Consider the following 17,374-nt stretch of genomic DNA (forward strand, 5'->3'; position numbering starts at 1 on the left):
TTTTATTCTCCCATAAACTTCTTCATTGCTTCTTTCAAAGAAGTTCCCTTCTTTTCTTCATCAGGCGACTTGTAAGACATCATCTCAGACCGTGCTTTTGGACTTAATCCTAACTCACGACCAATAGCATTCATCTTTGATAGTGAATCAGACATCATTTGATAAGCCGGGTTCTTACGATAACCAGCAAAATCTTTAGATACAATTGTCCCATCAACAGGAGAAATTGTAGTTTTAAAGATTTTTTGCTGAATACCATTTTCTTGAAGGTCATCGTAAGCAATTCGGTAGATGTCATAAGTTGAACAGTACTGCTGAACTAAATACTCATCTGCACGCAAAATTTTAGAGTTTTTATTGAGATAATTTGCTAGCTTTGGATACAAATATTTGCCGTAAGTTCCAAGCCATTTCGGAGCTTGAGTAGGTACTTTCGGCGTTGATAAATCAACTTTTATCAACTTTTACCCCCCCTATCAAAAAAGTTCAGAAATATGTCTTTCACACAAGATGATGCCAACTGGTGGGCTCCCTGCCAGCGAAAACATAGGGCGGGGGCTTTTTTAACATCAATTGCGCATAAATTTAACTTTAAAAAATAAAATTCTTCTCACCGCTTTTATTTGCGTTCTCACGAGTTTGCTTTTTTAGGTTTGCCGTAAGCTTAGCAATTAATTTTATATCGCTTAGAGCCGGATTATCTGTAGCTTCATGGTGCAAACCTGTTCCATAGTATTGCTCTTCCCAGCGAGTTTTCCAATAGTGACAATCTCTACAACAAGTCACTAAGTTTTTACCATCCCTCATATGCTCTGGAAACTTTTCAACTGGCAAAATATGATCAACCACATTGCCTTCATTCTGTAGTCCCATAGCCTTACAATACTGACATAAGTAGTAGTCACGTTTAAGGATTACTTCACGCATAGTACGCCATTCTTTAGTGTGATAAAAACGATTTTGCTCAGTTTTAATTGGATTGCGCTTGCGGATGACTTGATTATAATATTTTGTCTTCTTTGGATTCTTTTTATTAAAGACTTGCTGACGCTTCTTTTCATATTCAACTTCATATTTTGTATGAACACTGCAGTAATGCTTTGGGACATAAGCAGGCTTTTTGCAATCATGATAACGGCATTGTCTAATTCTGGGCATCGTACATCCCTCCAACTAATAGTTATTCAAACAAAAATAAATTTATTATTTTTTCTTTTTATTCATTGACACGTGTTTAAGCACGTGTTATTATAATATATGTAAGGCGTATTATAATACGTGTTGCTAGAAAGGATAGCCAATGGATTCAAGAGTTATTATTAAGAGACTTAAACATGAAGGTTGGTTCGTTGCCCGTGTAACTGGTGACCACTATCAGTTTAAGCATCCCACCAAGAAAGGAATTGTAACAGTTACTCATCCGAGAAAAGATATTCCTAAAGGAACTCTTAATAGTATTTATAAGCAAGCGGGTTGGAAATAACCCGTTTGTTTTAGTACTTTGAATTAATGACTATCACTTTATAAATGATTTTGGAGGCTAACCTATGGTACTTTATTTTGCAAAATTTCATAAGAATAAAAACAATCAATATGAAGTTTCTTTCCCCGACTTGGAACCCAATGCTGCAACATACGGTGATACCCTTGAAGAAGCATTGCAAAGTGCACACGATTCTTTAACTGGTTATCTATTAACTCAAGAAGACTTTGATGAAGAAGTTCCTGAACCCACCGATAACCCAGATAAGTTTAATATTGTAGCACCAGACTTTTTAGTTCCTGTACAAGTTGACTTAAAACTTGAACGAGAAAAGGAACAAAATAAATTTGTTAAAAAGACTTTAACTATACCTGCTTTTGTAAATACATTAGCAAAAGAAGCTAATATTAACTTTTCAGCAACTCTTACAGATGCATTGAAAGAAAAGCTAAATCTACAATAAACATTTAAATAATTTTACTCATAAGGGATGCATATCAAAGTGCATTCCTTTTTGATAGTAAAAAAGCAGCGACATCACACGCTGCTCCATAAGTTAAACAAGTATTTTATTATCTATAATCCTTATAAGATAACGTGCCTACTAAGTAGGCTAAGAGAACTGCTGGACTTGAACCAGCATTATCGCAATGTTTGATGTGTTACCTGTTACACTAAGCTCTCATTAATGATAAGTAATAGTGAAATACTATTGCTTATCACCTATATCACATAAAGAAAAAAACTAGGTTTTAGTACCATTGGTATTAACCATCAGCATGAACTTGATCTCTCATTCATCAAATCCACAATAACATAATACACTGATAGCTCCCTCATCAGTTAATCAACATTCAATCAATAATTAATCACAATTCAATCATCAATTAATCAGTCAAGAGCAAAAATAATTACGATTGATACTCAACCAAAGAGTCGAGCCAATCGCAATTATGTTTACTATTATTCTTTTGATGATTTAACCTTATTGCAAAGTCAACTAGTGCATCTGTTTTACGTCTAGTAATAGTAGCAGTAGATACATTATAGTATCTAGCTATCTCAATATCTCGCCACTTATCAAAATAATATTTGATAAATATATCTTGCTCATCATTTTGCTTAGTAATTCTATGAGCTGCAGCATGTACTGCTTCAACTACCGCATTAGCCGCCCAATAATCATCTAGTTTATTTTCTTGATGATTAACTCCGTTTTGATGTCCACCTTCACTCGATAGCTGAGGACTAGATAAAGAAGTTAAGTCTTTATCAGCCATGCTTATATACATCGGCAGTTCAGCATCAAGAAATATTCTCGCATTAAATGCTGTCATAGTTTTATCAATTATTTTTGGTCTCACTTTGCATCCCTCACTATTAACAAAATCCAGACTCTTCTATTATGACAGCATTAGAGCAATCTCACCAATTACTCAAACTTAAAGCTATCTTCACCTTGTTTTTGATAAAAATGCTTATGCTGGCTAGTTTTATAGTAATCACCATCAGCAATATTCTTCCAATATCTTTTTCCTCTTGTTAATTTCCATCCTAATCTGTGCAAATAGATTTTTGCAGAAGAAACAGTGCTAAACTTTGCGGATGTTTTAGTTTCACTAAAAATAGGTGTTAGATCCTTAATTCTTCCAAAATAATAACTGGGTTTTCCTTTCTGTTCAATTTTGTAATTGAAAGTAGGCTTAAAAAATACTCCTTCTTCATTTGCTACAGTTTTAACGACTACATCAGAGCATTTTACAAATTTAGCTATTCTACTTGGAGGATAGCCATCAGCGATGTAAGAAATAATTCTTTGCCGTTCATCAAAGTTAAGCTTTTTTGATTTACTATGATTTCCATCTTCTCCAAGAAGAAATCTAACTTTTTGCAAATCTGTGTCAGTTTCAGGACAATTCCCAATTGAACCATACTTTTGTTCTATTTTGATTATAAGTACTAAAGCTTCATCATACTTACTCATAGAATCACCTAATTTTCTAGATTATAGTTAGGAATATACCAATTAGGATTTTGAAAAACTAACGGATGATTGATTGGTGACAATATCTTAAAATCTTCTTGATCGGTGTTAATTGCAACAGCTCTGCCATCTTTCCATAAAGTAAGACCTACTTTTTCTAGGTCTTCTTTACTATATCTTTCAAATAAGTCTTTAGGGATGTATTTCTTTCCTGGAATCAATTTGATCATTAGTTTTACTCCTCTGTTTTTTTAATATCTTTTTTTAGTAAATCAGCAAGAATTGCATCGTGAAATCTAAATTTTTCTTGAATGTCACTGCCTTTTTCATGCATCCCTTCCTTAATTTTTTCGATTAAATCAATTGAGGTTTCTTGCTGACGACTCACAGAATTAAGTTTATAAGAAATTTTATGATTCATTTGCTCCAGATGCTTAACTCTATCAGCAAGACTAGCAATTAATGCTAAACATGCTAGAATTACAAAAAACAACAAGCAAATAAATCCAAAAATAATATCACTTGGCGCCATTAAAGTCTCCTTTTACATTGAAAATTGCAGTATTATCAGTAGAATTACGCATCATTTCTTTTAAGTCGCTCATAGTTGCGTGATCTTTAACAACTTCTATTAATTTTCCTTCTAGAGGGTAAAAGTCACCCATAAACCAATCACCATAAACATCATTTTCCTTTGTAGGGATGAAGTATTCATTGACTGCAGAAGATTTAACAATAGAATCAGCAAAAACAGGGCTGCCATTTTTGTCATGAGAAACCACTTTAATAGTTTTATTCATTATTTTTCTTACCTTTCTTATTTTCATCAAACAATTCTGTTTGACCTTCTGCAGTCTTGTCGTCCAAATTCAACTCTTCTTGATCACTGTAAAGAATCACAGTACAACTTGCAATATCACGAATCTTGTCAAGCAAGTTATAATCAAAATCCTTAGCCTTTCCTTCTAAAGTTAACTTCAATTGATTTTTACTGGCACTATTAAAACTTTTAATATTTGCGTGCCATATAATCTTTTTCTTAGCCATTATTTACATCCTTTTCAAAATATCAAACATTTCAGGACTAACTTTGTGCATTGCTAGTTCAGTTAAATATGATTTTTCTGGCTCTGAAACATTTCGTTCAACTAAGCCAGCCATTGTCATTATCCCTAAGCGTTTGCCATCTGTTACTGTTTCATTATTACCAATTGCTAACATTTATATTTCCTCCTAGTTCTAGCGGCCAATATGAGTTTCTTTAGTTCCATTGGTGTGCACTCAAATCTAAAACAATGTAATTCCTTATGCTTTTGCATTTTATTATGAATTTTTTGCCCTAATTTAGTATTTAAGTCCACTAGAATACCAACACCTTCGAAAGCAGAACAATTTTTAATTCTAAAATTAGCTTTTGGTGCATAAAAAAATCTTTTATAAGTTTTTAGTCCTAATTGCTTTGAAACTAAATAACTTTCATCACGTTCACAAACTATATCAACTTTTGCATCAGAATCTAACACTTGAAGTGCTTCAAGTGTTTCAAAAATACTAGTCATCCTTTTTATCTTCCTCCTGACTTATAACTTTCACATCCCATCTGCGATTGCCCAAATATCTAACAGCAAAATTTGATTTTTTTATTGCCGAATATGATTGCTTACCAAAAATTCCCTCATATTTCAGCTGTAAAGTAGTAAAAGTGCCTTCTGCATTCTGAACGGCCGTAACATAATCATTTTCATACCAACCGTTCTCTTCAAGAATTGTTGAACGAAAAATCTTTTTAAGTTCAGCAACTTTCACCCAATTCAAAGACTTTAACAGCTTTTCACCATCAATGGTGTCTAAGTCAAAGTCAACTTTTTTAGCGATTCTCATAAACTGCACCTCCATTTTTATAAAATCTAAAAGGCTTGTAATAAGTGACATACCCTAAATTTATTTCTCCGCCACCTGTTAATTCCAACCAGCGCTCACCAGATTCATGTAATGCTGAATAAACATCATTGACTGTATAATCTTTAGTTCTAAACACAGAACCATCAATCATTTTGAATTGTGTTCCTTCAACATAATCATCCTGATTTTTCTCCGGCTTAAGCTTGTATGCTTGCTTATCCAAACTCTTATAGTGATCTGGATTAGTATCCAGCTTCTTATAATTGCTGAAATGGGATGCATTGTTAGTTTTGTGACTATTAAAGTGCCATCTTGTACTCATTAATCATTCTCCTCAATACCATATTTTTCGATAACTCTTTCATAAACATTATTTGGATCTATGCCTAAATCTTCAGCAAGCTTTCCAAATAATGCTGAAATTATCGTATCTTGTTGCCCCTTATTCATTCCTGGAATCGAACTAACCGCTAAACAAAAACATGCAGCTATATCATCAACAATTAAGTCATGAAATTTATCATCTTCAATTTTCATTATTTTTCTCCATTCTTTTCTTTGTAGCGATAAGTCTACTTCTTGAGCTTCCACTTCATTCATTAGTGCAGCAATCACATAAGCAACTGGTGACCTCTTAGAGGACCAATCAACTTCCCAAAATCTGTTGATGAAATCCCTCACGTGTTTATAATTCAATTGCTGATAATAACTTTGAATACGATCTAGTTGTGTTTTATCTGCCACTTCTAATGCTGGCATAATTGGCGCTGCAAAACTTGGCCACCATTCGCGATGGTCTGCTTTGTCTTGCTCTTGTGGGTCAACTGTTTGCTTACTTGGAGTAGCTGCTACTTCGTGTTGTTCAGCTTTCCCGAACTGAACATCATTAACAGCTTCATCCATTTCTTGATTAACTATCTGAATGATATTGGAATCATCACTACTGCTATAACTCATCTGAGTATCTTTCTTTTTATCTTTTACTGTTTTGACATTTTTACCAGTGATTTTTTCAGTAAATTTGTAAATGCCAGCTTTACGCTTTCTTGCAGTAAAATAGATAAAGCCTTTCTTAACAAGGGATGCACGAACTCGCTTGATTTTGGATTCTGAACCCCAAGCAGTGAGATTCAGCAGCAGCTGATTGCGTGGTGTAAACTCTTCTGGCCAGTGCCACATATCAGCAGCTTTAGCTAAAGCATCGAGAAATTGGATTTCTTGGCTTGTTAATTGTTCTTTTTCATTTTTTTCGTGCACTAAGATTCTCAGCATATTGTTGTTATAGCGATTAAGGTCCATGTGATGTCACCCTTATATTTTTCTCTTTAATTAACATTTCTCTTCTTTATGTGATATACTTGTTCTAGTGTAAACATTCTAAAGAGCTTGATTCTTCTAATGATTGAATCTTGCTCTTTTTTATTTTGTCTAGCAGACTTTCTTTTGGAAAAATCTTGTTATTACGGTCGAACAAGGAATTGCTATTAAGCCATAGCTTAATCTGTGCTTCTGTTTGTAGCATTTACTTCTCCTTATGCAATTTTAATTAGGAAATCAATGAACATGTAGCTGAAAAGCATAAATACCAAAGCACTTACGCCTACACATACAATTAGTTCAGGTAATCCAAACCAATCTTTTCCTTTAGTTTCAATTGTTTCTTTTGGTGGACGGTTAAATTGAACATTTTTTGGTCTTGTCATTTTCTTTTCCTCCGTAATACTTTTTTCAACACTAGAGCGCCCTCAAATGAGGATCTAGTGTTTTTTGTTTATGTTCTTGAGCTTTATATTTCAAAAATTGTTGCCATTTAGGTTCAACAACGTAAGTTACTCTTTCAGATACACGAATGATTGCATCTTTGTAAGGGGATGCCTCACATTCAGCACGCCATTTTGCAAAAGTTTTTGGCTGAATGCTATAGTCTTTTTGAATTTCTTTAGCAGTTCGCCAATCATTTAGCATCATTCTCACTTCTTTCATATTGCATTAAGCTAATAACCATCAGCTTAGTAGCATTAATTACTTCGTTTTTAGTTAAATTACAGAAGGGATGTAAGGTAGAAAAACCCACAAATAATGTTTCATCATCCCCAAGCCAGTCTAAAGAATCTGCAAAATCTATTTCACCAATTGCACTAGGAAATATCATATTTACTAGTGAATAATAGTCTTCAAGATTCTTAGCAAACTTATAAGCTTTATCAGTAGGCTTTACTTCAACATATCCGCAAAACCAATGCGTCCCTTTTAGACCTAAGTCATCCCTTTTAGGTGGAAACCAATGCTCTTCAACGACAATGCGCCGACCTTTTAACTTTTCATCAAAAATAGTTTTATCAAGCTTAATGATATTGCCATTTTCATCTTTGAAGATGGAATCTGTTTCTAATGACATATAAGCTCCTTCTATTAATAACCCATTACTGCTAAAATAATACTTGCAATAGCGAGAACAACAGCTATTACTGCTGTAACTACTCGCATAACATCAATAAAATCCATGAGGTGAATTATGACTCCTTCCGTAATAATCGCATTACTATCATTTCTAGTGTCTGCTGCTTCATTCTTCTTTTCGTTCTATGAATGGTTAATAAGACCAAAAGTCCAAATTCAATGGATCTATACAGTTAATTTTGGTGAAAAGTCGCAATATAACGTTTGCTTAATGATTACTAACATGTCATCAAGAGCAGCAAACATTACTGATTTACGACTTCGCACTGTATACTCCGATAGCAAATCTTCATACTATCCAGTAAGATTAACTTCTAATATGAATGAGGATAAAATTTCATATTCGGATTGCATCCCTTTAAATATCCCTGCAAGAAATGCTAAAACATTTATAATTGCATTTCCTAACTTAAGTGAGGATGATATGGAATTACCTGAAACTACTCTTACTCTTAAGATGAATAGAAGAACTATTACTAAAACTTTCAAGAACGTTAAGCAACTTAAACAAAATAATTTCATAGCAGCACTAGAGCATAGACAAAAATAATTTCTTTCATGTTAGGGACTTGGAAACCTTAAAACTTCCAAGTCTTTTTTTGTTATGAGGCTAGAAATTCTGATATTTTAACCGAACGTAAGAAGATTTTCTAATGTGTTACGAATTTTTGTGCTTGTCAGATAATTCGACCAGAAGCTTTAAGGCTTTCAGGTCCCCAACATGATTCTTTTAATTATTGAACGTCTTCGCGCTCGATCAGCGGCAAGATACCTTTATGTTCTTTCAGAACATCGTAGATTAACTTGCGCCCTTTTTGTGTCCAATAGGTTGCCACACGACTATGCATTTCGCCATGATTATCAAAATAAGTATGAGTAATCGGTGTAGTATAGCCATCACTCATATAAACCTTATATAAGATCCATTGACCATGAACACGATGCTGAATACCTATTTCTTGCAATAATTTGTTAAAGCTTACTGCACTATAACCGTAGTCTGCAGCAATCTGAGTAACTGCAATTGCATCTTTGGTATTCAAGATAATATCTAGATAAGTCGCTCGCTTATTTGCTTCATCAAGCTGAGTGTTTAAGTTCTTATTCTCAATCTTAAGTTGCTGATTCTGCTCAAGTAGAAGTGAATAACCACGCTTGATTATTTCAACTGGGCTGTTCCATTTCTTTTCTACTTCAATTAGGTATTTACGATATTCTTTACCCTTTTTGGTTCGACTCATTAAGCAGAGTTGTTTTGCCATGTCTAAGGTTAGGTAGTAGTCATCGTAATATCTATGTGCACCATTTCCAATTTGAACAACCGTACCTTTAGGTACACTAGTAAAATCTTGATTTTCTACAAATTCTTTGAAGTTTTGTCCAACCCAATCTGAAAATTTTTTCTTTAAGCCCAGTCCCTTATGAAGTTCCCTTGCTGAAACCAATTGCTGGTCATTTTGTACTTTAATGTTTATTAATTCTTCCATTTTTATCACCTCTCAAATCATCTAAGCTAACACCCAATGCGTCAGCAATCTTGCAAGCATTACTGTAGCTTGGGATAGTTTCTTTAAATTTATACATTCTTAAAGTCGCATCTGGAACATCTGCAATTATAGAAAAATGATGTAACGACCAACTTTTACTATCTAAAATTTTTTGAACTTTTTCCCATGAAAACATGTGTTTCACTCCAATTCATGATATTTCATACAAAATGTGGTATACTTTAAAAGTATTGCCCATCAGTACAGTGATGTACTGACTGTCACCGAGTGAATTCAAGGAAAACCTAAGTTACAGTAGTAATATGGCAACCCTGAGCCAAGCTTAATTGAAGGTGCAACGCATAGGATCTCACACATCCCACGAGCGCTCGGCAACTCACTGAGTTGAAAAGATATGCTGAACTACTAGGAAACTAGTAGAAGTTAAAGATAAAAAACTTTAACGATAACAAAATTGAAACTTGACCCTGCAGCTAAGATTGATACTAACTCATACAATATTGGTGCTTCAGTAACTTCACCACTTAAGATTACTGGTACAATTGACAAGTTAAACAAATCAGTTAATGTAGAAGGAGTTGGTAACGCTATGGCACAATTTAACGAAATGGCCAAGAAGCTCAACTCCGCAAATTCAGCATTTAATGTTGCAACTCAAGCGGACCAAATCGGTAATACTTTTCAATTTCAAGGCAACTTTTTAGTTGCCTTGTTTTTTATTCTCAAATCATCTAAGCTAACACCCAATGCGTCAGCAATTTTGCAAATCGTATCAAAGTAAGGTCTTGCACCTGCATATTTATAATTTTCCAAAGTTGACATTGAAACATTTGCTTCAGTAGCCAACTTTTTTAATGACCATTTTCGCTTATCCAATTCAACCTGAATGGACTTCCAATTAAACATCTTTTGCATTTGTTGTGCCTTTCTAAGCGTGATATAATCAAAAACATCTCACAATTTGGAGGTGAATAATATGAGCAAAATTGTATTTACATTAGAATTTGCTGGTACAAACTCTAATGAACTTGCTAATGAATATCTTCAAAAAGGCTGGATATTACTTTCTGTCGGTCCAAAATGTGTTGGAACTCTTAACAACACTGATGACCAAGCAGATTATGAAACAGCTTATGTTGTTGGTGCTACTCAACAACAATATGAAGAATATAAAGCTGAATTAGCAGATGGAAAAAAACAATGGGATGAATTTTTATAAGATGACTTTTAATATGTTGTATCCATTGTTTTCTTCAAAAGCACTTGATTTGCATAATCGAGTGCTTTTTTTGCTTTTAAATAAGACATGGAGTTATTAATAGCAAGTTTTTTAATTTCAGTAACCATCTCTTTAATATCAGTATCTTCATCAATTAATTTATTAAGCTGATATTTATTTTCTTCTTCATCAAAAATTACTCTATACATCACTTACTCCTTTCATAATCTTTATATCAGGGACTTGGAAACCCTAAAGCTTCCAAGTCTTTTTAAGTTCTGCGGACAATTGATTCTGAATTTTTTAAACCTTTTTAAGGATTTAATTTGTAAATGACAAATCTTGAACACTTTGGAGTTTTTATAATTTAAACAGTTACTTAATTTCACTTAGAAACTTTAAGGCTTCCAAGTCCCTGATATGTTTTTTGTTTATTGAGAGAACTTATAAGTTATTCTCAATAAAAAATTGTATTAAGTTTATCTGACTACTACATTCACCTTTATAACAAGGTCACTTAAAAGTGCCCTTGTTAATCTTGTTCGTTTTTGGGAACATTTTGGGTAAAAAATAATGAAACTTTATCTTTACCATATCCTAACACTTTAAGCATTCTTGCTAATTCCGTAACTGATATGTTAACAACGCCTTTTTCTCGTTTTAAATAGCTTGTTCTGCTCATACCAATTTTATTAGCAAATTGCTGTTGATCCATCCCTTTTGCAATTCTTTCTGCTTTTAATCTATTTAAATCTAATTTAAGTTCTGGCATTCTATCACACCCCTTCAATCCGTTCATTTTCGGGAACAATTAAATATTAGCATCTTGGTTCCCACATGTCAACAAAAAATTATATTTTTTTCACTTTAAATATCAATTTGGGAACAATAGAGTTATAATAATAACTATAAATTTACTTTATAAGGAGAAAAAATGAGGAACAACGACGAGATCATTGCTTATCTTGATAAATTACGAAAGCAACAAGATTTATCATTAAATGAGCTTGCAAGGGAAACTGGAATGGCTAAATCTAGTCTTTCAAGATATTTCAATAAAACTAGAGAATTTCCAATTAATAAAGTTCATCTTTTTGCTAAAGCACTACATACAACATCAGAAAATATATTAGGGTTCAATACTTCTAATCAAGATTCTATTGCCGACTTAAACAGCCCTATTTTAGCTTTGGATGGACATAAGATTACAGGTGAAGAAGCAGATAATATAAGGCGCTATGCTCACTTTCTTATGCAAGACAAAAAAGAAAAGAAACAAAAAAATACTAATTCAGATGACTAGTACAAATGAATTAGTTAAAAAATTTATTGATGGATTTGCTAGTAATAATGATATTGCAGTACTTAAACAAATTTACGTTACAACTTGTTCTCTTGTAGATGACAGAATTGTAATGCTAAATATTGCTGAAGTCCCTAAGCGTCAGCATCCCTTCTCAATAGCCCATGAGATAGCTCATATCGTTGGACATGACGTTTATTTTGACGGGGTAGCTGGATATATAACAGAAAGTGATGCCGACTACTACGCCGTTAAATTGCTTTATGATTATTGCCGTAGTATTAATTTGAAATTCAACTCTACTTTAGACTTTATAACTCAAGTTGGGATACCGACGCGCTGCTTCAATATTGCAGAAGTTGTACTTCATCCAGAACAGAAGTTAGTCTTGATATTATTTTCAAGGTATTCAAAAGATTCCTGGATAGTTAAAGCTCACCCATGAACCCTAAAATGCTTAAAGCTCATGGATGAACCCTAACTATGATTTTACACAGGGTTATCCACAGAATTAGAGCTCATGAGTGAACCCTAAAAAAGTTAAAGCTCACGGGTGAGCTACCTATTCCATCTAGAAGAGATAGAAATATAAATAAATAATAAATACGCGCGCGTGCGCGCGAATAACATAATTAAATTAATTTGTCTAGTAAAATTATTAAATATTATAAATTAGTTGACACGTGCTACTTAACTTGATAAACTTTAATTAATCAAGTTAAGTGGTTGCTATGCGACCGTACCGAAAAGGGCATGTGTAGACATGCCCTTTTTGTGTTACTGAAAGGAGAATTCATGGCATCCCCCGATAAACCATTTCTTACAATAGATCAACAAATAGCATTATTAAAAAGTAGAAATTTACTAATTCCTAATGAACAAGAAGCAAGTAGAAACTTATTAAGCTATGGCTATTATGAGATAATCAATGGCTATAAAGACTGCTTTTTAGACTCTTCCTCAGATAATGAAGAAATATTTAAAAGTGAAACAACTTTTGATCATGTTTTTGCACTGTTTACTTTGGATAGAAATATTAGAACTCAAGTTATGGCTGCATTAGAAAACTTTGAAGCTAATTTAAGACAAGCTATTGCTTATACTATTTCTGAAGATTTCTCATACAAACAAGATGAATACCTTAAACGTACTTTATACAGAACTGGACGGCGACAATATTCGAGGTCGGAGCACAGACAAGCTTATCCAATTGATACTCTTTTAAATGTACTAAATGGAATTACTCATTCAAATACGGAACCATTTAAACATTATAGAGAACATTATCAAAATATTCCTCCTTGGATAATCATTAAAAAATTGAATTTTGGAAACCTAATTTGGTGGTTTAGATTACTAAAAAATCCTCAAAAACTAAAAGTAATATCTAGATTAACTGGAATGGAAATTCCAATAGTTGAAGAAATACCTAACTTTTCAGACGGAATATCTTCCCTTTTATCACTGTATTTAAATTATAGAAATACTGCTGCTCATGGTGGAAGAATATTTAGCAATACTTCTGAAAGGCATGCCTTAGAATATAATCAAGTAATACATAATTTACTTAATGTTACTCCCGCTGACTACAGAGCTGGTAAAGGAAAAAGCAGATTAGGTGTGATGGCGAATTCTTTATATCTGTTTCAAGATAAAACTGCTTATAGTGAATTGAAAATTGGACTAAATGTTTATGTTAAGCAATATCTGCAGTTTCATCCCGAGGATAAGGAATACTTATTAACAAAAATGGAACTAGATGATGAATACTTCAATTTATCTCTTCCAGGAAATTCAGAGACCAATTCGGATGATATCCTAGAATAATGGCAAAATAAAAAGCCCTTACGCAAAGCGCAAGAGCAATTGATTTGGGTCAAACCCAAACCCGCTGTCTTAGATGATGCTTTAATTATAGCATATCACTTAATAAGCGGAAACTTGTCCAATATCCTGAAGACAATAAAAGCTGGAAAATTAAACTTTGGAGGTTCATTCAATGAACAAGAAATTAATTATAAGCACTGTGGCTTCAATTGCATTAGTAAGTAGTTTTAACTTCATGGCAAACATGCCATCAGAAAACACTAAAGTTGTCCAAGCTGCTAAAACCAAAAAGCAACGTTACTCTAACAAATTTTACAAAGTAAAAGTAACTAAAAAAACTGCTTATTATAAACTAAGCAAAAATAAAAAAGGAGCTAAAGTTGGCTATTTAAAACCAGGAAAAGTTATTTTTATTCGAGCTAATGGTAGCAAAGTTGGATGGAAAGTTGGCAAGAATAATAAATATTGCGTAATGAGAAGTTCAAAAGACTATTCATGGTTTACTACTAACCTTAAAAGTAAACACACAACGACCAAAGTAATTACAACAACTAAGGTCATTGAAGAACTTCCAAACACAGAAGTCGAAGCAGAAGAAAATACTTCAACTACCCCGTCAGCACCATTACTTTCAACTGAAGAAATTAATTTTTTAAAAAATCCAAGTGTAGGAAATATTGAAAAATTTGATAAAGTTTTAGCAATGCCAACTAAAAAACGCCATGCTGCAGAAAATATTTTGATGGAGCAAATGGGTTTAACCCAAGGTAATTGGTCTGCGGTTTCTTATGATCAATTTGAAAAACAAATTATGCACATATCAAATTCTGCAAATAGTATTAAAAACACTATTTTAGGAAATAACCAATAACAAAAAATCCCACGGTACGGGAATACCATGGGACAATGACCTGGTGCGGGAACACCAGAACTAAATCGTAATCAGAAAAAATTGTCAGCAACTTTTTCTGCCCTTTTATTATATCAAAGAGCAGTTAATTTTGTTGTACATTTTTGATATTTTAAAAGGAGTTTTTATTATGTGGACTCAAAAGCTCAAAAATGGCAAAGTTAGTTTTCGTGAAAATTGGAAGAATCCTCTCACCGGTAAATGGCAACAAGTCAGTGTAAGGTATGCTAAAGATACACGGAGAACACGAAAAGAAGCACAATTAATTCTAGACGAAAAGATTCGAAAAAAATTAGATGGTGTTCAAAACAATAATACCGATATCATTTTTCATGATCTTAAAAATAAATATCTTAAGCTTGCAAAAAAACAATTGTCTCCCACTTCCTATAAACTCTATTACTCTAACCTAAATAGAATAGACAAAGATTGGGGTAAAGGAATTATTGTTAAAAATATAACCAATCAATTTTTAAATAAGTATTTTGAAGGATTGCTTTATAATCGTGGCTTATCCAATGGTGCTACCAAAGTTTGTATTCACGCTCTAAGTAGCTGTTTTAACTTTGGAGTTAAGTATGGCTATATTAACCAAAATACGGTTCACAACATAAAAATTAGCTTTAAAAACGAAGCTCAAGAAAAAAATGCTGAAATTCAAAACAAATATTTGGAAGATTCAGAATTTCAAAAAATATTAAAGTTTTGTGATAAACATAAACGAAAAGACGTAAAAGATGTGGTCCTTTGGATATATCTCACTGGTATGAGATTTGGAGAAGTAGCAGCACTACAAAAGAAAAATATTTTTAAAGATGCTGATGGTCACTGGTATGCTACTGTTTGTGGTACTCTTTATTATGACTCTAACCTTAAGAAATGGATAAAAAGTAAAAATGCAAAATCCGCTGCCGGAAATCGCGAAGTTTTACTATCAGACGAAGCTTTACAATTAGCAAAAGCACATTGTAAAAATAAAAAAGCTGATGAATTTATTTTTAAAAACCGATATAATCGAGTCTGGCAAACAACAAGTCTAGATGTTTACTTAAAAAAGGTTCAATCTGAAACTCATATACGCAAAAGACTTACAACCCATATCTTTAGACATACTCATGTTTCAAAATTAGCTGATATGGGCATTCCTCTTTATGTTATCCAAAGACGTGTTGGCCATGGAAGTTCTAGAATTACAGAGCAAATTTATCTTCATGTTACTAAACATGCCAAAAATAATTTAGCTTCAAAACTAGAAAGTTTTACGGATTCTTTACGGATTTCAGGTAAAAAATAAAGCAAATCATTTCTTTAAATCATTGAGCCCGTAAGGCTGAATAAAAAATCAAGTCTAAACTTAATACATATTCCATATTTTTATTTAATTCATATTTATTTTAGCAAGATTCACCTCTAAATATTGCTAAAAGTTATATCACTCATATTCATATAAATAAAAGGAAGACCTATGTGACCTTCCTTTTATTTATATTGGTTTAAAAGAAGTTATCGGTTAATTCACTCAAATCTGTACCCATAAATTCTTTTTTCAACCATTTTTTATTATTATTCTTAAAAATAATAACTGAATCAATATCCTTACGAAGCCAGTTATCAAGTTCTGACTTTAGTTTTTCTAACTGTGCTTTTGTTAATTCTCCTTCAAAAACTGATTTCTGAACATGACTTAAATATTTTTTACATATTTTAAAAACATGTCGAGATACCTTAGCTCCCAGTTTATCCTCCAATGAAATATCATAAACTAATATTATATACATAATTACCACCAAATTTTAAATGGTTCATAGACCTCACCCTCAATTAAAGATTTAATTATTTTATAGCATTCTAATCTAATCAAATGGCGATATGAAATCTCTCGGTGTAAGGTCCGATGACGTATTTTATTTTTTAAATAATTATCATATTCACGTAAAATCTTTTGCTTTCCTTTAGTCTTTAAATAACAGTAATTAGATTTTTGTTCAAAATCCTTTTCAGTAATTATTTTTTTATTAATCAAAGAAAAAATCAACCTGTCTACAATAAGTGGCTTAAATATTTCTGATATATCTAAGCATAATGAAAATCGACGTTCCATAGTGGTATGAAGATAACTAATTGTTGGATTAAGTTGCGTAACGTAAATCTCCGATATACAAGTTGTATACATTAATGTATTTAAAAAGGAAATCAATGTGTTTACCATATTATCTGGTGGTCGTCTAATACGCTTAATAAAATCTGCCTTTCCATTGAAGATAGTATTCCAGGCACTATAATATGACTTATGAATTAAACCTTCTAATCCCATTAGTTCTTTAATATTTTGTACGCTATTAATTCTTCTCTGCAACTCTTCTATATCATTAATATAAGATTTTAAATCAAATTTCTTTCGATTATAATATTTTAAATTTCTAAGCAAATTTTGTGTAGCTCCCAGTACAAACTTCTTAGCATAATATAATCGTCTTGTACTATTTTCATAAGCCATCACTTGTCTAATTAACAGGGTACCGGATACATTCTGTTCTCGAGGATAAAATGAACCTGTATAATAACCATAATAGTTGAAAAAGTGAATCGGAATTTTATTTTGAGATAAATAATTCAAGCAATCTGTATTCACTTGTAATTTACCAAATATATAAATATCTCTTGTAACTTCTATTTTTAAATCTTTATATTTACCATCATCTTTAATCATTCTGATAGTATTATCTTTTCTTTCGAGTTTTCCGCTTGAAAATAAATAATAATCTTCCATAATTGAAC

General features: G+C 32.4%; 33 protein-coding genes and 1 tRNA gene. 10 read left to right on the plus strand and 24 right to left on the minus strand.

Features of this window, described 5'->3' with window-relative positions:
* Nucleotides 1–2: 2 nt before the first annotated feature.
* Together FOD82_RS08665 and FOD82_RS08670 are read right to left on the minus strand one after the other, a co-directional pair.
* Nucleotides 3–461 (minus strand): phage terminase small subunit P27 family, encoded by a 459-nt coding sequence (locus FOD82_RS08665; protein ID WP_144356082.1) that lies wholly within the window; start codon nucleotides 459–461, stop codon nucleotides 3–5.
* A 130-nt stretch (nucleotides 462–591) separates the two neighbouring features.
* Nucleotides 592–1,158, minus strand: a complete 567-nt coding sequence (locus tag FOD82_RS08670) for an HNH endonuclease signature motif containing protein (RefSeq protein ID WP_144356083.1) — start codon at nucleotides 1,156–1,158, stop codon at nucleotides 592–594.
* 142 nt (nucleotides 1,159–1,300) lie between these two features.
* On the opposite strand from FOD82_RS08670, the gene FOD82_RS08675 reads away from it, so the two are divergent.
* Together FOD82_RS08675 and FOD82_RS08680 are read left to right on the plus strand one after the other, a co-directional pair.
* Nucleotides 1,301–1,483, plus strand: coding sequence for a type II toxin-antitoxin system HicA family toxin (locus tag FOD82_RS08675; RefSeq protein WP_144356084.1), 183 nt, complete (start codon nucleotides 1,301–1,303; stop codon nucleotides 1,481–1,483).
* Between the two features lie 64 nt (nucleotides 1,484–1,547).
* Nucleotides 1,548–1,946: a type II toxin-antitoxin system HicB family antitoxin gene (locus tag FOD82_RS08680; RefSeq protein WP_144356085.1), complete on the plus strand. Its 399-nt coding sequence runs from the start codon at nucleotides 1,548–1,550 to the stop codon at nucleotides 1,944–1,946.
* A gap of 153 nt (nucleotides 1,947–2,099) precedes the next feature.
* Here FOD82_RS08680 and FOD82_RS09820 read toward each other — a convergent pair.
* From FOD82_RS09820 to FOD82_RS08740, 15 genes are all read right to left on the minus strand, one after another.
* A tRNA-OTHER gene (locus FOD82_RS09820) sits at nucleotides 2,100–2,167 on the minus strand.
* Between the two features lie 227 nt (nucleotides 2,168–2,394).
* Nucleotides 2,395–2,847: a hypothetical protein gene (locus FOD82_RS08685; RefSeq protein WP_144356086.1), complete on the minus strand. Its 453-nt coding sequence runs from the start codon at nucleotides 2,845–2,847 to the stop codon at nucleotides 2,395–2,397.
* Nucleotides 2,848–2,915: 68 nt separating this feature from the next.
* Nucleotides 2,916–3,467, minus strand: coding sequence for a helix-turn-helix domain-containing protein (locus FOD82_RS08690; protein WP_144356087.1), 552 nt, complete (start codon nucleotides 3,465–3,467; stop codon nucleotides 2,916–2,918).
* An 8-nt stretch (nucleotides 3,468–3,475) separates the two neighbouring features.
* Nucleotides 3,476–3,697: a hypothetical protein gene (locus FOD82_RS08695; RefSeq protein WP_144356088.1), complete on the minus strand. Its 222-nt coding sequence runs from the start codon at nucleotides 3,695–3,697 to the stop codon at nucleotides 3,476–3,478.
* A gap of 5 nt (nucleotides 3,698–3,702) precedes the next feature.
* Nucleotides 3,703–3,999, minus strand: a complete 297-nt coding sequence (locus FOD82_RS08700; protein ID WP_144356089.1) for a hypothetical protein — start codon at nucleotides 3,997–3,999, stop codon at nucleotides 3,703–3,705.
* Complete coding sequence (locus FOD82_RS08705) at nucleotides 3,986–4,267, minus strand: hypothetical protein (protein ID WP_242450222.1); 282 nt, start codon at nucleotides 4,265–4,267, stop codon at nucleotides 3,986–3,988. The genes FOD82_RS08700 and FOD82_RS08705 overlap by 14 nt, the downstream gene beginning before the upstream one ends.
* Nucleotides 4,260–4,514 carry a hypothetical protein gene (locus FOD82_RS08710; RefSeq protein ID WP_144356090.1) on the minus strand — a complete coding sequence of 85 codons (255 nt, stop codon included), beginning with the start codon at nucleotides 4,512–4,514 and terminating at the stop codon, nucleotides 4,260–4,262. Before FOD82_RS08710 ends, FOD82_RS08705 begins: the two co-directional genes overlap by 8 nt.
* A 3-nt stretch (nucleotides 4,515–4,517) precedes the next feature.
* Nucleotides 4,518–4,688, minus strand: a complete 171-nt coding sequence (locus FOD82_RS09825) for a hypothetical protein (protein WP_186277742.1) — start codon at nucleotides 4,686–4,688, stop codon at nucleotides 4,518–4,520.
* Nucleotides 4,682–5,026: a hypothetical protein gene (locus FOD82_RS08715; protein WP_144356091.1), complete on the minus strand. Its 345-nt coding sequence runs from the start codon at nucleotides 5,024–5,026 to the stop codon at nucleotides 4,682–4,684. The genes FOD82_RS09825 and FOD82_RS08715 overlap by 7 nt, the downstream gene beginning before the upstream one ends.
* Nucleotides 5,019–5,348, minus strand: coding sequence for a hypothetical protein (locus FOD82_RS08720; protein WP_144356092.1), 330 nt, complete (start codon nucleotides 5,346–5,348; stop codon nucleotides 5,019–5,021). Before FOD82_RS08720 ends, FOD82_RS08715 begins: the two co-directional genes overlap by 8 nt.
* On the minus strand, nucleotides 5,335–5,691 hold the full coding sequence (locus FOD82_RS08725; RefSeq protein WP_144356093.1) for a hypothetical protein: 357 nt from the start codon (nucleotides 5,689–5,691) through the stop codon (nucleotides 5,335–5,337). Before FOD82_RS08725 ends, FOD82_RS08720 begins: the two co-directional genes overlap by 14 nt.
* Nucleotides 5,691–6,668, minus strand: a complete 978-nt coding sequence (locus FOD82_RS08730) for a hypothetical protein (RefSeq protein WP_144356094.1) — start codon at nucleotides 6,666–6,668, stop codon at nucleotides 5,691–5,693. Before FOD82_RS08730 ends, FOD82_RS08725 begins: the two co-directional genes overlap by 1 nt.
* 233 nt (nucleotides 6,669–6,901) lie before the next feature.
* The gene (locus FOD82_RS09830; RefSeq protein ID WP_186277743.1) at nucleotides 6,902–7,072 is read right to left on the minus strand and encodes a hypothetical protein; all 171 of its coding nucleotides are present in this window, start codon (nucleotides 7,070–7,072) and stop codon (nucleotides 6,902–6,904) included.
* Between the two features lie 31 nt (nucleotides 7,073–7,103).
* The gene (locus tag FOD82_RS08735; RefSeq protein WP_144356095.1) at nucleotides 7,104–7,337 is read right to left on the minus strand and encodes a hypothetical protein; all 234 of its coding nucleotides are present in this window, start codon (nucleotides 7,335–7,337) and stop codon (nucleotides 7,104–7,106) included.
* On the minus strand, nucleotides 7,324–7,767 hold the full coding sequence (locus FOD82_RS08740; RefSeq protein WP_144356096.1) for a hypothetical protein: 444 nt from the start codon (nucleotides 7,765–7,767) through the stop codon (nucleotides 7,324–7,326). Before FOD82_RS08740 ends, FOD82_RS08735 begins: the two co-directional genes overlap by 14 nt.
* A 117-nt stretch (nucleotides 7,768–7,884) precedes the next feature.
* Here FOD82_RS08740 and FOD82_RS08745 point away from each other — a divergent pair, with 117 nt between their 5' ends.
* Complete coding sequence (locus FOD82_RS08745) at nucleotides 7,885–8,379, plus strand: hypothetical protein (protein WP_144356097.1); 495 nt, start codon at nucleotides 7,885–7,887, stop codon at nucleotides 8,377–8,379.
* 184 nt (nucleotides 8,380–8,563) lie between these two features.
* Here FOD82_RS08745 and FOD82_RS08750 read toward each other — a convergent pair whose 3' ends face one another.
* Together FOD82_RS08750 and FOD82_RS08755 are read right to left on the minus strand one after the other, a co-directional pair.
* A complete protein-coding gene (locus FOD82_RS08750; RefSeq protein WP_144356098.1) occupies nucleotides 8,564–9,316 on the minus strand; it encodes a phage antirepressor KilAC domain-containing protein in 753 nt (250 codons plus the stop codon).
* Nucleotides 9,294–9,512 carry a helix-turn-helix transcriptional regulator gene (locus FOD82_RS08755; RefSeq protein ID WP_144356099.1) on the minus strand — a complete coding sequence of 73 codons (219 nt, stop codon included), beginning with the start codon at nucleotides 9,510–9,512 and terminating at the stop codon, nucleotides 9,294–9,296. Before FOD82_RS08755 ends, FOD82_RS08750 begins: the two co-directional genes overlap by 23 nt.
* A 279-nt stretch (nucleotides 9,513–9,791) precedes the next feature.
* On the opposite strand from FOD82_RS08755, the gene FOD82_RS09835 reads away from it, so the two are divergent.
* Nucleotides 9,792–10,118: a hypothetical protein gene (locus tag FOD82_RS09835; RefSeq protein WP_186277757.1), complete on the plus strand. Its 327-nt coding sequence runs from the start codon at nucleotides 9,792–9,794 to the stop codon at nucleotides 10,116–10,118.
* On the opposite strand, the gene FOD82_RS08765 is transcribed toward FOD82_RS09835, so the two are convergent.
* On the minus strand, nucleotides 10,025–10,252 hold the full coding sequence (locus tag FOD82_RS08765; protein ID WP_347337949.1) for a helix-turn-helix transcriptional regulator: 228 nt from the start codon (nucleotides 10,250–10,252) through the stop codon (nucleotides 10,025–10,027). The two genes, FOD82_RS09835 and FOD82_RS08765, sit on opposite strands and share 94 nt — an antisense overlap.
* 61 nt (nucleotides 10,253–10,313) lie before the next feature.
* Here FOD82_RS08765 and FOD82_RS08770 point away from each other — a divergent pair, with 61 nt between their 5' ends.
* A complete protein-coding gene (locus FOD82_RS08770; protein ID WP_144356101.1) occupies nucleotides 10,314–10,556 on the plus strand; it encodes a hypothetical protein in 243 nt (80 codons plus the stop codon).
* Between the two features lie 8 nt (nucleotides 10,557–10,564).
* On the opposite strand, the gene FOD82_RS08775 is transcribed toward FOD82_RS08770, so the two are convergent.
* Both FOD82_RS08775 and FOD82_RS08780 read right to left on the minus strand, forming a co-directional pair.
* Entirely contained in the window at nucleotides 10,565–10,765 is a 201-nt protein-coding gene (locus tag FOD82_RS08775; RefSeq protein ID WP_144356102.1) for a hypothetical protein, read from the minus strand.
* 323 nt (nucleotides 10,766–11,088) lie between these two features.
* Nucleotides 11,089–11,328, minus strand: a complete 240-nt coding sequence (locus FOD82_RS08780) for a helix-turn-helix transcriptional regulator (protein ID WP_144356103.1) — start codon at nucleotides 11,326–11,328, stop codon at nucleotides 11,089–11,091.
* A gap of 162 nt (nucleotides 11,329–11,490) precedes the next feature.
* Here FOD82_RS08780 and FOD82_RS08785 point away from each other — a divergent pair, with 162 nt between their 5' ends.
* From FOD82_RS08785 to FOD82_RS08805, 5 genes are all read left to right on the plus strand, one after another.
* Nucleotides 11,491–11,859: a helix-turn-helix transcriptional regulator gene (locus tag FOD82_RS08785; protein WP_144356104.1), complete on the plus strand. Its 369-nt coding sequence runs from the start codon at nucleotides 11,491–11,493 to the stop codon at nucleotides 11,857–11,859.
* Nucleotides 11,852–12,304, plus strand: a complete 453-nt coding sequence (locus FOD82_RS08790; protein ID WP_144356105.1) for a hypothetical protein — start codon at nucleotides 11,852–11,854, stop codon at nucleotides 12,302–12,304. The genes FOD82_RS08785 and FOD82_RS08790 overlap by 8 nt, the downstream gene beginning before the upstream one ends.
* Before the next feature lie 350 nt (nucleotides 12,305–12,654).
* Nucleotides 12,655–13,686, plus strand: coding sequence for an Abi family protein (locus tag FOD82_RS08795; RefSeq protein ID WP_144356106.1), 1,032 nt, complete (start codon nucleotides 12,655–12,657; stop codon nucleotides 13,684–13,686).
* Nucleotides 13,687–13,858: 172 nt separating this feature from the next.
* On the plus strand, nucleotides 13,859–14,557 hold the full coding sequence (locus tag FOD82_RS08800) for a hypothetical protein (RefSeq protein ID WP_144356107.1): 699 nt from the start codon (nucleotides 13,859–13,861) through the stop codon (nucleotides 14,555–14,557).
* Between the two features lie 169 nt (nucleotides 14,558–14,726).
* The gene (locus FOD82_RS08805; RefSeq protein WP_144356108.1) at nucleotides 14,727–15,890 is read left to right on the plus strand and encodes a site-specific integrase; all 1,164 of its coding nucleotides are present in this window, start codon (nucleotides 14,727–14,729) and stop codon (nucleotides 15,888–15,890) included.
* 199 nt (nucleotides 15,891–16,089) lie between these two features.
* Here FOD82_RS08805 and cas2 read toward each other — a convergent pair whose 3' ends face one another.
* Nucleotides 16,090–16,374 (minus strand): CRISPR-associated endonuclease Cas2, encoded by a 285-nt coding sequence (gene cas2, locus FOD82_RS08810; RefSeq protein WP_144356109.1) that lies wholly within the window; start codon nucleotides 16,372–16,374, stop codon nucleotides 16,090–16,092.
* Between the two features lie 2 nt (nucleotides 16,375–16,376).
* Nucleotides 16,377–17,366 (minus strand): type I-B CRISPR-associated endonuclease Cas1b, encoded by a 990-nt coding sequence (gene cas1b / locus FOD82_RS08815; RefSeq protein WP_144356110.1) that lies wholly within the window; start codon nucleotides 17,364–17,366, stop codon nucleotides 16,377–16,379.
* Between the last annotated feature and the right edge of the window lie 8 nt (nucleotides 17,367–17,374).

Source organism: Lactobacillus sp. LL6 (assembly GCF_007570935.1).
Taxonomy (GTDB): domain Bacteria; phylum Bacillota; class Bacilli; order Lactobacillales; family Lactobacillaceae; genus Lactobacillus.